The following is a 12,360-nucleotide window of genomic DNA, read 5'->3' on the forward strand; positions in this document are numbered from 1 at the left end:
ATGATGAAATCAGCCAAGCTTTTGCACAGCATCCTCTTCGCCATGGTGCTTTTCACCTTTGCGCCGTTCGTCGGAAATGCGGCGCTGATTTTGGGTGTATCTCCTGCACAGGCTCAAGTTGCTGAAGGGACGCAAGTCTCTGCGATAGGGTTCGACGGTAACAGTCGCTTCAATGATAACCAGCTTTCGGCGATGGTCGATGTTGCTGCGCGCCGGGTATACACTCAGGCTGGCGTGGCCAACGATGCGCAGTCAATTCAAACTGCCTATACCCAGGCGGGCTACACAAACGTAACCGTGACTTCGCGGACAGAGCCGACCGCCGACGGCCGTGTGCGCGTATTCTTTGATGTGAATGAAGGTGATCGCGCGGGTATCGCTGCCATCAATTTCACTGGCAACAATTCGATTAGTTCGATGGTTCTTAAGGGCGTTGTCAGCACAAAGGAAACGCACGTATTCAGCTGGTTGTTCCGTGACGACCTCTATAGCGAAGACAGGCTTGCAGTCGATCGTGAACGGGTTCGTCTCTATTATGCCAATCGCGGTTTCCCCGATGCGCGCGTTTTGTCTTCGGTCGCTGAGTTTGATGCAACCCGCAATGCATACTTCATCAATTTCACTGTTGACGAAGGCCAGCTCTACGATTTCGGCAATGTTGCTATTGAAACATCCATTCCGGGTTTGAATGCAGACGCATTGCGCGGCGGCATCCGTACTGGATCTGGTAGCCGCTATTCGCTGTCCGATTTGAGCGAATCGACGTCAGAGCTGGCGCTTCGCGCGACCAATCAGGGCTACCCATTTGCCGAGGTGCGTCCGCGGATTGATCGTGACATCAACAACAACACTTTTAACATCACATACCTAGTTGATGAGGGTCCCCGCGTTTACGTTGAGCGCATCAACATCACTGGTAACACCAAGACTCGCGATTTCGTCATTCGGCGCGAATTTGAATTTGCTGAAGGTGATCCGTTCAATCGTGCTTTGGTCACAAAGGGCCGGGCTGACATTGAAGCTCTTGGTTTCTTCTCTGCTGTGCAGGTGACTTCGGCACCCGGAAGCTCTCCTGATCGCGTCGTGTTGAACGTATCCGTTGTTGAGCGCAGTACAGGCGATTATGGCGTGGGCGCTGGCTATTCGACTCGCGATGGCATCTTTGGTGAAATTTCGCTGACAGAGCGGAACTTCCTTGGTCGCGGTCAGTATCTTCGCGTGGCGCTCGGTCGCTCAGAGAATGGTGAAACTTACGACTTCAGTTTCACTGAGCCGCGCTTTATGGGTCTTCGCATCTCTGCCGGTGTTGACGCGTACCGTCGCGTGACGACAGAAGGTTCCAACTTCTCCTACGGCACGGAAACCACTGGTGGTCAGCTCCGCTTCGGTCTTCCGGTAGCTCAGGATCTGACACTGACGACGCGCATTGGCCTCGAGCAGGTGGTTTTCACAGATAACGACGCCCCTGCGGCTCCCGCCTATATCGGCGGAACACGCGATCGTCTGAATGTGGGCTATACACTGACCTATGATACGCTCGACAACCAGCAGCGTCCGACCGAAGGCATGATCCTGTCCTTCTCGCAGGACTATACGACTCTCACTGCAGACTTCCTCAAGACAGAAGTCAGGGCGCGCGTTTACTATCCTATCTGGGAAGAAATGGGCGTAGTGGGCAGCTTGCGAGGTCTTGCTGGCACGGTCACTGACCTTGGTGGTAGCGGGGTTCATCCCACTGACACATTCCAGCTTGGTCCCAACCTCGTCCGCGGTTATCGCTTCGGTGGCATGGGGGCCCGCGCGGCCGGAACTGACGACGCGCTGGGTGTTCTCTCTTATGCTGGACTGTCTGCGGAGATCGACTTCCCGCTGCCGTTCCTGCCCGAGAACTGGGGTCTGCGTGGTGCAGTTTGGGGTGATGTTGGCTGGATCGAAGGCATCCCAGCCGGTGGCTATGAGACAGCCGATGGAATTGGCAATCCGCTGAAATCCTCGGTTGGCGGGTCGCTGATTTGGGAATCACCTCTTGGTCCGTTGCGTGGCGATTTTGCCCACGTTATCGAACCTGACACCTTTGATCGCACTCAGGTGTTCCAGCTGACGCTTTCGACATTGTTCTAAATCGTTCGCCCTTATTGAAAAAACAGAAACCGCGGCGTATCAGAGCCGCGGTTTCTTTTTTAGGCGCAGCAATGATCGATCCTCGATTCCATGATTGTACCGGCCCGATGCTCCTGTCGGATCTTCTCGAAGCGGCAGGACATCACGAATTGGCAGAAAGCTTGGCTGCTGACCTCTCAATCGATGGGGCAAGCGATCTTGCCGATGCCGGTTCAGCAAATATTTCTTTCGCCGCAAGCAAGGCCTACTCAGAAAAATTGGGCCGAAGCCGGGCTGGTGCGATTCTTGTCACTGCAGATCTTCACGCTTTTGCTTCCGCGAAGACAACGACGGTCGTTTGTGACAAACCCTACGATGTCTTCGTGGACGTGCTTAACGTTCTTTATCCCGACGATGGAGCCACCCGCATCCGTGCGTCAATGCGATCAGAACCTTCCCCGCTGATTGAACCCGGAGCAATTCTCGGCCCCAATGTTACTGTCGGTGCCGGTGCCCAAATCGGGACGGGTACAATGATCGGGGCTAACACAACCATTGGTGCAGGCGTAACCATAGGTCGTGATTGCGTCATAGGTTCAAACGTGGCCATAGACTGCGCCCATTTGGGCAATAACGTGGTGATCCAGCCAGGTGTCATTATTGGCGCTGAAGGCTTCGGTTTCCAGATGCGATCAGACCAGCACCGCAAGATCCCCCAGCTTGGACGGGTGATCATCCAGGATCGAGTTGAGTTGGGCGCCAACACAACTGTCGACCGCGGTACCTTGGGCGACACAGTAATAGGCGAAGGCACCAAGATCGATAATCTGGTTCAGGTCGGTCACAATTGCCGTATTGGACGCAATTGTGTGATTTCGGGAATGTGTGGACTGTCGGGCTCAACAGTACTGGAAGATGGGGTCGTAATGGGGGGCGGTGCTGGTACCGCAGGTCACTTGCGACTTGGCGCAAAAACATTGGTTCTTGCCCGTTCGGGTGTTACTCACAGCTTTCCGTCCGGCTCCAACATTGCAGGAGCGCCCGCGCAGGATGTAAAGATGTGGAAGCGAGAAATCGTAGCGGTTAGACGGTTGTCAAAAGGGGATAAGACTTGAGTACCCTCAGTCCAGAAAAGGCCGGGCAGGCCACTGAACTCTCCACCATGGAGATCGATGCAGTGCTTCAGGCACTTCCGCATCGCTACCCGTTCCTGATGATTGACCGCATCATTGAAATCAATGGTGACGACTCGGCAATTGGCATCAAAAACGTCACGTATAACGAGCCTCAGTTCCAAGGGCATTTTCCGGGTGAACCGATTTTCCCCGGCGTGCTGATTATCGAAGGTATGGCCCAAACGGCCGGTGCTATTGTCATCAACCTGGAAAACAAGTCGGGTGATCGTCATATCGTCTACCTGTTGACAGTAGACGCGGTGAAGTTCCGCAAGCCCGCGAAGCCTGGCGACAAGCTTGAGTACCACATCAAAAAGATCCATCGCCGGAAGACTGTCGGGCGATACGAAGCTAAGGCGATTGTTAACGGTGTCGTCGTGGCTGAGGCTGAGATCGGTGCGATGATCGTCAAGGAACAAGCGTGACCTCATCCATTCACCCTACGGCAATTGTCAGTGACAGCGCACAACTCGGCAATAATGTCGAGATCGGCCCTTATTGCGTTGTGGGCGGCGAGGTTACTCTCGGTGATGGCGCTAAATTGGTCTCTCATGTATCGATCGACGGTCGCACTTCGATAGGTGCCCGCACAACGATATATCCGTTTTCGTCTATTGGACATCCGCCACAGGACCTGAAATTCGAGGGCGAGCCGAGCACCGTATCGATTGGCGATGACTGCGTGTTGCGCGAGTACGTAACAATCAATCCGGGGACATCTGGTGGCGGGATGGTAACCCGCGTCGGCAACAGCTGTCTCCTCATGGTCGGAGTGCATATCGCTCACGACTGCATTGTGGGCAATCATGTGGTAATGGCCAACCAGGCATCGCTGGCTGGCCATTGCGTGGTCGATGACTACGTTCGGTTTGGCGGCATTTGTGGCGTTCATCAGTTCGTTCGTATCGGTGCTCATGCGTTTGTGGGCGCAATGTCTTTCGTCGAGAACGACGTCATTCCCTACGGGTCAGTGCTTGGCAACCGCGCCTATCTGGGTGGTTTGAACCTTGTGGGTCTCAAGCGCCGCAAATTCGAGCGGGGGTCTATTCACGCGCTACGTGCCGCCTATCGAATGATTTTCTCGAGTGAGGGGACACTGCGCGAACGCATTGAAGATGCCGCCGAAATCTTTGAAGGCGAAACACTCGTCGAAGATGTCATTGAATTCATTCGCAAGCCGTCCGAACGGGCTCTTTGTATGCCACGCAACGGCGCGCCAGTAGAACAATGACTGCTCCCGGCCGACTGGCGCTGGTCGCCGGATCGGGTGATCTCGTTCCACAAACCATAGCTGCTGCGCGTGCCGCCGGCTGGCAGATACGCGTGCTCTCGCTTCATCCACGAAGCGATCTCGATGCCGAAGACCCTTTTCCGATCAAGATATCGCGCCCGGATCAGGTGCTGCGTGAAATTCGCAGATTCAAGGCTACACACGTTTGTGCCGTTGGCGGGATGCATATGTCCGATCGCGAGCGCGAGACATTTGCTGAATTTGCTGGCGACAAAGAGGTTGCAGCGAAGGGCGATAGCAAGCTTTCGCAACTTGGGGCTGCTTTGCTTAAAATACTCGGGCTCCCGTTTGTCGGCGTGCATGAGATCGTTTCCGATCTGCTGGCGCCGGAGGGCCTTATTGGCACCGTCGCTGCTGACGAGAACCTTTTGCGCACCGCACAATTTGGCTTCAACGCCGCCCGGAAGGCAGGTTCGTTGGATCTCGGTCAAGCGCTTGTGGTCGCCGGCGGGCGTGTAATTGCCACCGAAGACATCGGAGGAACCGACGAGTTGCTGGTGCGCTGTCGGGTTTACAGCGAACGAGGGCTTATCGGAGACGGGCAGGGACAGCTCGTATTTGCAAAGACATCCAAGCCCGGCCAGCCCTTGCATGTCGATCTTCCTGCTGTGGGAAAGACGACAGTCGAGCTTGCGCATCAAGCTGGTATTCGTGCCATTGTGCTGGAAACGGGTCGCACACTCTTGATCGGGCGCGCCGATATGATTGCAGCTGCTGATGCAGCAGGCATCGCTCTGATCGGCATGGTCGCGCAAAATGACTAGTGTTTTCATACTCGCTGGTGAAGCGTCAGGTGACCGCATTGGCGCAAATCTCATCGCCGGACTGAGACGTGTGTTTCCTGAACTGTCGGTCGCCGGCGTCGGCGGGGACGCTATGGAAGGTGAGGGGCTAACCAGCCTCTTTCCTATCGACGATTTGGCGGTGATGGGCTATCGCGACGTGATCATGCGACTGCCGCTGTTGCTTTGGCGTGCACGCCAAGTTGCGTCTGCAATTGTCAGGCAGCGACCGAGCGCTGTGATTCTCATAGATGCTCAAGTGTTTTCCAAAGTCGTTGCGCGCGCCTTACGTCGGCGCGGCTATCGCGGCAGTATTATTCTATATGTCGCGCCAGCTGTTTGGGCATGGGGGGGAGAGAGGGCCCGAAAACTCACCGATATCTTCGATGAGGTCTTGAGCGTTCTGCCATTCGAGCCAGAAGCGATGCGCAAGCTGGGCGGACCCAAAACGGCTTATGTCGGACATCCCGCCCTCCATTCATATCCGATGCGTCAAAACCAGCCGGCCATAGGCACAATCTTGCTCTTGCCAGGCAGCCGTACAGGTGAGATCAACCGCCACCTTCCCATGATGAAGAGTGTGGCCGAACGTTTATCGTCCCAGTCAAAAGTTACAGGTTTTTCTGTACTGGCAACGCGCTCGCAATCTGATCGCATAAAGCGGATAGTTGCCGAATGGAGCGTCCCGATAAACGTAATCGTTGCGCAAGAGCAGCGGCAGGAGGCGCTTGAGGCAGCCATTGCTGCTATTGCAGTAAGCGGTACTGTCACGTTGGAGCTGGCTCTGTCCGGCGTGCCCCATATTCTGACCTATGTTGCCGAGGGCGCCCAGGTCAAAATGTTTGAAAACGCAACGACGCGGTTTATCGGCCTTCCCAATATTATCGCCCAAAAAGAAGTCGTCCCGGAAATACTGTTTGCCCACAAGGGGCACCCCGAAACACTTGCCGACGCTGCTATCGCTCTCGTTAACAACTCGACAGCCCTGAAAGCTCAAGCTGAGGCTTTCTGCGAAATCAGAGCCCTGATGGAAAAAGGGGCGCTGGAAGCGCCCCTTGAAAGTCCTGTCGACAGAATTGCAGCGCATCTCTAGCGGGCTGAAATGTCCACGTAATCGCGCATTGTCGCGCCATTGTAGAGCTGACGCGGGCGGCCGATCTTTTTCTGCGGATCGCCGATCATTTCCTTCCACTGCGCAATCCAGCCCACTGTACGCGACAAGGCAAAAATCGCAGTAAACATCGATGTGGGGAACCCGATGGCATCAAGGATAATGCCGGAATAGAAGTCCACATTCGGGTAAAGCTTGCGATCGACAAAGTAAGGATCTTCGAGAGCGATCTTTTCAAGCTCCTGAGCGACCTGCAGTGTTGGGTTGTTCTCAACGCCGAGCAAATCGAGCACTTCGCGTGCGGATTCTTGCATTACAGCAGCGCGCGGATCGTAATTCTTGTAGACCCTGTGACCAAAGCCCATCAGCCGGAAGGGATCGTTCTTGTCCTTTGCCCTGGCGATGAACTCGGGAATGCGGTCCACGGTGCCGATCTGGCGCAGCATATTAAGTGCGGCTTCGTTTGCACCGCCATGCGCTGGACCCCAGAGGCACGCTACGCCGGCAGCAATGCAGGCAAACGGATTTGCATCGGACGAACCCGACAGGCGCACTGTTGAGGTCGATGCGTTCTGCTCGTGGTCCGCATGGAGCGTGAAGATACGGTCCATTGCCTTGGCGACGACAGGATCAACTTTGTATTCTTCGGCTGGCACAGCGAAACACATGTGCAGGAAATTTGAAGCATAGTCGAGGTCGTTGCGGGGATACACGAACGGCTGCCCAACCGAATATTTGTAAGCCATTGCTGCAATAGTTGGCAGCTTGGCGATCATCCGGATTGAGGCAATTTCGCGCTGCTCAGGATCCGAAATATCGGTAGAGTCGTGATAGAAGGCAGCCATTGCGCCTACGACACCAGTAACAATCGCCATTGGGTGCGCGTCACGGCGGAAGCCACGATAGAAATAGTGCATTTGCTCGTGCACCATTGTGTGACGGGTCACGCGGTTCTCAAAATCCTTCAGGTCTGCCTTTGAAGGGAGCTCGCCATAAAGCAGAAGATAACAGACTTCGATGTAAGAGCTTTTGTCCGCGAGCTGGTTGATGGGGTAACCGCGATAGAGAAGTTCACCCTTGTCGCCATCAATATAGGTGATGGTGCTGTCGCATGCCGCCGTGGACGTAAAGCCGGGATCGTAAGTGAACAAGCCGGTTTTGGCGTAAAGCGAACGAATGTCGATGACATCGGGCCCTACAGTGCCACTGAGCACGGGGAACTCGAAAGTCTCATCGCCCAGAGTAATTCTTGCGGATTTGTCGCTCATTCATGTGCCTCCCGGGTTTCGGCTCAGGCACGCCGCAAACGCTAGGCTCGCAGGCTCTGAGCACGCACAATGACGTCTTTTAAAACGCTTCGCTTGGGTATCCGAAAACGTCATGTCATGCAACTGCGTCATGCCTCTTGACGTATAGGTAAAACAACGCTCCGCGTATCTATCGCGAACGTTTTTAAGCGCTTGGGTGCGCGCCGACACCAACGATGTCAGACAGCCTGCCCAGGCTTTCATCGCGACCGATCAGCACCATCACTTCGAAGATGCCAGGCGAAATCGTTCGTCCCGTCAATGCAGCCCGCAAAGGTTGGGCTATTTTTCCCAACTTCAATTCGACAGAGTCAGCATATGCGCGAACAGTGGTGTCCAGAACCTCGACTGACCATGTGTCAAGCCCGGCGAACGCTGCAGTCAGCGCGGCAAGATGCGCAGCACTGTCCGGAGTGAGCAGTTGGGCTGCCTTTTCCTCAATGGGCAACGGACGTTCGGCGTATATAAATTGCGCCAGGTCGATTAGCTCGAGCACAGTTTTTGCACGTGGCTGCAATTCGGGGATAGCTGCCAGCACCGTCTCCTTGTTCGATACCAGTCCCGCATAATCGGCATTACGCCCGACTTCAGAGGCGGTTTCGACCATGACGTCGTACAGACGCGCCGGATCAGCCGAACGGATATAGTGACCATTGAGGTTGTCGAGCTTGACAAAGTCGAACCGCGAAGCGCCCTTGTTGAGAGCTTCGAGCGAAAACCAATCGACCATCTTGTCTGTCGAGAAGATTTCTTCGTCACCGTGCGCCCATCCGAGCCGTGCCAGATAATTGCGCAGCGCCTCGGGCAAATATCCCATCTGTCTGTATGTTTCGACACCCATGGCGCCATGTCGTTTGGACAGCTTTGCGCCGTCGGGACCGTGGATCAACGGGATATGCGCCATCTCCGGGACGTCCCATCCCATGGCACGATAAATGACAATCTGCCTTGCAGCATTCGTCAAGTGGTCGTCGCCACGAATGATGTGAGTTACGCCCATGTCATGATCATCCACGACAACGGCATGCATGTAGGTTGGCGTACCGTCAGACCGCAAGATGATGAAATCATCTAGGTTTTCAGCCTTGAAGACAACGTCGCCCTGAACGCGATCCTTAACTACAATATCACCGGACTGGGGCGCTTTAATACGGATGACCGGCTTAACGCCTTCCGGAGCTTCGGAGGCGTCACGATCGCGCCAGCGTCCATCATAGCGGGGCGGCAGGCCATCAGCGCGAGCTTTTTCGCGCATGTCCGTCAATTCTTGTGGGGTACAGTAGCACTTGTAAGCGTTGCCGCTCTCAAGAAGTTGCAGCGCGATTTCGGTATGCCGGTCGGCACGTGCAAACTGACTGATCGGCGTGCCGTCCCAATCCAGCCCAAGCCAGCTCATGCCATCAAGAATGGCCGCAACGGCTTCATCGGTGGACCGCTCCCTGTCTGTGTCTTCGATGCGCAGCAGCATTTTGCCGCCCATCTTGCGCGCGAACACCCAGTTGAACAGCGCAGTGCGCGCGCCGCCAATGTGCAAAAAACCGGTGGGGGAAGGCGCAAAACGCGTGATGACGGGCTTGGACATAGGGCTTACCGCTTGGAGAAATGTTCGGGCCGTGTGTACCATAGCGCTCGACGAGCGCAAGGGTGGGGGCGCGCCAGTATGGTCAACTTTCCAGTCGTAAAAAATCCCGGAAACGAGCGGCCCATGGGTCTGCTTGGTTGGCTCGTGGCGCGAACAACAGCAATTTTTCACAATTTCTATATTGCAGTAGCTGACGCGACTACGCAGCGCCGCAATTTCATACTTTTTCCGTTTGCCATGATTTTCGGGCTGATCGGCTACCGAGTGCTCCCCGAGGAACCTGGCTTAGGGCAGCTCGCTATCCTAATGGGCTGCGCTCTTTTTACCTTTTTGCTTGGCCGCAATCATCCGCGCTTGCGCGAAATTGGGCTGTTAGCGGTAATGTTCTCGATCGGAGCCATGCTCCTTCCAATTCACGGTGCGCTTTTTGGCACGACAATGCTCGAAGCGCCCAAATACGGTACTTACACGGCCCGGATAGAAGCCGTCACTTATGATGACGGTAGCCAGCAGCGCTGGGTGCTGTCTGGCATTGCGGGCGAGCCAGAGTGGGCAGTGCCCGAAGTCCGTATGGCGCGCGTGACGGTGCAGGGCGTCTATGCCGTATCTCCTGGCGATGTGGTTACAGCACGTATCCGCTTTTATCCGGTTCCGCCACCCGCTGTACCCGGCGGGTATGATTCCCAGTTCGTCAGCCACTTTGATGGCATCGGCGCATATGGCACAGCGTTTGGTGATATTGGGATAGAAAAGCACGGGACAGGGGGGCTGGCGCGTATCGTCAAAGACCTTCGCGCAGCAATCACTGGTCGAATTGTCGGCCAGTTGGGAGACCGCATCGGTGGTATAGCCGCTGCTCTCGTGACGGGTGACCAGAGCCGCATCGCCGAAGAAGATCGCAACCTCATGGCAGCCGCCGGCATCGCTCACGTCATCGCAATCTCGGGGCTCCATCTCACACTGGTCGCAGGCACGATGTTTGCGTGCGTTCGCTTTCTGCTGTCATTAAACCATGGAGTCGCGCAGCGTCTGCCAATCAAGAAAATTGCCGCGGGGTTCGGCATCGCAACTGCTCTAGCCTATATGGTCATCTCTGGAATGGTCATACCCGCTGTACGATCCACAATAATGCTGGGATTGATTTTTGCTGCGGTTATTGCAGGTCGCCAGGCGCTCACTATGCGCAACGTTGCTATTGCTGGGATGGCAATCATCGTCTTCGAGCCGACCAGCGTTTTTCGCGCCTCATTCCAGCTATCATTCGCTGCGGTCATTGCACTGATCGGCGCTTATGAATTGGCGCGCCAACGACGCGAAAATAAGGGAAGGCAGCAAAGGGGCAGGGCACTTGCCCTCATATTTGACATCGCAACGACAAGCGTCATCGCCGGCCTGGCCACTTTGATTTTTACCGCATATCACTTCCAACAGACGGCGCCGTTCGGCGTGTTGGGCAATCTCATGGTTATGCCGATTGTGAGCTTTGTGATGATGCCCGCCGCACTGCTCGGAACACTTCTACTTCCCTTCGGCCTTGAAACACTTCCTTACACGGTGCTTGGGTGGAACATTGAGGCAATGCTCTGGTGCGCAAACTTTGTGCGGCTGTTAAGTGGTGGCTTTGACCCAAGCCCCATCCTATCACCCGCCGCGCTTATCGTAGCCCTATTGGCATTGGCATGGATGGCCTATTTCAGAACACCAATACGCCTTATCGGCCCATTGATCGCCGTTCCGCTCATCGCCGTTCTCTGTCTCGAACAAGCGCCTGATATTTTTATTGCAGATCAAAGCCAGGCACTGGCTGTGCGCAGCGGCGACCAGATCGCGTTGATTGCTGGCCGAAACAACACGTTTGCAACGACGATCTGGTCAGAGCGCTACATAACCCAAATCGAAGACTCACATACCGAAACCGGTTGCGACAGTCGCGGTTGCTTTCTAGCGACAAAAGACGGTTACACTGTAGCCCTGATCAAATCGCGCGACCTCTTTGAAGAAGATTGCCGCATCGCGGATATCGTGATTTCTCGCCTCGAAGCGCCGTCCCAATGTCACAAGGCAGCCGCCTTGGTCATAGATGCTTCCGACTTGGCAAGATATGGCGCCCATATGATCGATTGGAACGGCCCCCACCTCCCCCCGACAATCCGGACCGCAATCGATGGACCAAACCGGCCCTGGCGAATAAAAAATCAGTAGCGCCGCATCAGGCCGACAAGCCGTCCCTGAACCTTGACGCGATCCGGCCCAAAAATGCGGGTCTCATAGGCAGGGTTTGCTGCTTCCAGCGCCACGGCATTGCCCTTTTTGCGCAGCCGCTTCAGGGTCGCTTCCTCATCATCCACGAGCGCAACCACGATTTCACCATTGCCCGCAGCATCCTGCTTGCGGATCAGAACAGTATCGCCGTCGAAAATGCCCGCTTCGATCATCGAGTCACCGCGCACTTCGAGGGCAAAATGCTCGCCCGAACCCAACATCTCGGGTGGAACGGCGATCGAATGAGAATGGCTTTGAATTGCTTCGATAGGCACACCTGCTGCAATGCGCCCCATCACAGGAATGGATACCGAGCCACCGTTGTCATGCTTCGGCGTCATTGACTTTGCTGGCGCTTTTCCAAGGGTTCCTTCAATAACCGAAGGTTCAAAGCGCGCCTTGCGACCGCCAAGTGAGGGGTTCATGGAATCCGGAAGCTTGACCACCTCCAGCGCACGGGCTCGGTTGGGCAGCCTCCGAATGAAGCCCCGCTCTTCAAGAGCGGTAATCAGACGATGAATGCCTGACTTCGACTTCAGATCTAGCGCCTCCTTCATTTCATCGAAGGAGGGCGGAATGCCGCTTTCTTTCATCCGCTCATGGATGAACATCAGAAGTTCGTGCTGTTTGCGCGTCAACATTAGCGGATCCCTCGGCGACGTCGAATCGGAACAAATATTGAACTTTTTATACATGTTCCGTAAATGTTCCGCAAGTGCTCGCACTTTGGCTCTGCCGGTCTCCGTGTTT

10 protein-coding genes are annotated in these 12,360 nt (G+C 55.3%); 7 read left to right on the forward strand and 3 right to left on the reverse strand.

Annotated features, from left to right (window positions below):
- From bamA to ACN0TA_RS07745, 6 genes are all read left to right on the forward strand, one after another.
- On the forward strand, positions 1-2,121 hold the full coding sequence (gene bamA / locus ACN0TA_RS07720) for an outer membrane protein assembly factor BamA (RefSeq protein ID WP_417581436.1): 2,121 nt from the start codon (positions 1-3) through the stop codon (positions 2,119-2,121).
- Between the two features lie 71 nt (positions 2,122-2,192).
- Positions 2,193-3,215 (forward strand): UDP-3-O-(3-hydroxymyristoyl)glucosamine N-acyltransferase, encoded by a 1,023-nt coding sequence (lpxD, locus tag ACN0TA_RS07725; protein ID WP_417581438.1) that lies wholly within the window; start codon positions 2,193-2,195, stop codon positions 3,213-3,215.
- Between the two features lie 47 nt (positions 3,216-3,262).
- Positions 3,263-3,700 carry a 3-hydroxyacyl-ACP dehydratase FabZ gene (gene fabZ, locus ACN0TA_RS07730; RefSeq protein WP_417582094.1) on the forward strand — a complete coding sequence of 146 codons (438 nt, stop codon included), beginning with the start codon at positions 3,263-3,265 and terminating at the stop codon, positions 3,698-3,700.
- Positions 3,697-4,506 carry an acyl-ACP--UDP-N-acetylglucosamine O-acyltransferase gene (gene lpxA, locus ACN0TA_RS07735; RefSeq protein ID WP_417581440.1) on the forward strand — a complete coding sequence of 270 codons (810 nt, stop codon included), beginning with the start codon at positions 3,697-3,699 and terminating at the stop codon, positions 4,504-4,506. The genes fabZ and lpxA overlap by 4 nt, the downstream gene beginning before the upstream one ends.
- Positions 4,503-5,330 carry a UDP-2,3-diacylglucosamine diphosphatase LpxI domain-containing protein gene (gene lpxI / locus ACN0TA_RS07740; protein WP_417581442.1) on the forward strand — a complete coding sequence of 276 codons (828 nt, stop codon included), beginning with the start codon at positions 4,503-4,505 and terminating at the stop codon, positions 5,328-5,330. Before lpxA ends, lpxI begins: the two co-directional genes overlap by 4 nt.
- Complete coding sequence (locus ACN0TA_RS07745) at positions 5,323-6,441, forward strand: lipid-A-disaccharide synthase (protein ID WP_417581444.1); 1,119 nt, start codon at positions 5,323-5,325, stop codon at positions 6,439-6,441. The genes lpxI and ACN0TA_RS07745 overlap by 8 nt, the downstream gene beginning before the upstream one ends.
- Here ACN0TA_RS07745 and gltA read toward each other — a convergent pair.
- Together gltA and gltX are read right to left on the reverse strand one after the other, a co-directional pair.
- Positions 6,438-7,727, reverse strand: coding sequence for a citrate synthase (gltA, locus tag ACN0TA_RS07750; RefSeq protein ID WP_417581446.1), 1,290 nt, complete (start codon positions 7,725-7,727; stop codon positions 6,438-6,440). The two genes, ACN0TA_RS07745 and gltA, sit on opposite strands and share 4 nt — an antisense overlap.
- A gap of 184 nt (positions 7,728-7,911) precedes the next feature.
- Positions 7,912-9,348, reverse strand: a complete 1,437-nt coding sequence (gltX, locus tag ACN0TA_RS07755) for a glutamate--tRNA ligase (protein WP_417581448.1) — start codon at positions 9,346-9,348, stop codon at positions 7,912-7,914.
- A gap of 123 nt (positions 9,349-9,471) precedes the next feature.
- Here gltX and ACN0TA_RS07760 point away from each other — a divergent pair, with 123 nt between their 5' ends.
- Positions 9,472-11,550 (forward strand): ComEC/Rec2 family competence protein, encoded by a 2,079-nt coding sequence (locus ACN0TA_RS07760; protein ID WP_417581450.1) that lies wholly within the window; start codon positions 9,472-9,474, stop codon positions 11,548-11,550.
- On the opposite strand, the gene lexA is transcribed toward ACN0TA_RS07760, so the two are convergent.
- The gene (gene lexA / locus ACN0TA_RS07765; RefSeq protein WP_417581452.1) at positions 11,544-12,251 is read right to left on the reverse strand and encodes a transcriptional repressor LexA; all 708 of its coding nucleotides are present in this window, start codon (positions 12,249-12,251) and stop codon (positions 11,544-11,546) included. The two genes, ACN0TA_RS07760 and lexA, sit on opposite strands and share 7 nt — an antisense overlap.
- Between the last annotated feature and the right edge of the window lie 109 nt (positions 12,252-12,360).

The sequence above is a fragment of the Pelagibacterium sp. genome, from assembly GCF_048264985.1.
In the GTDB taxonomy this organism is placed as follows: Bacteria; Pseudomonadota; Alphaproteobacteria; order Rhizobiales; family Devosiaceae; genus Pelagibacterium.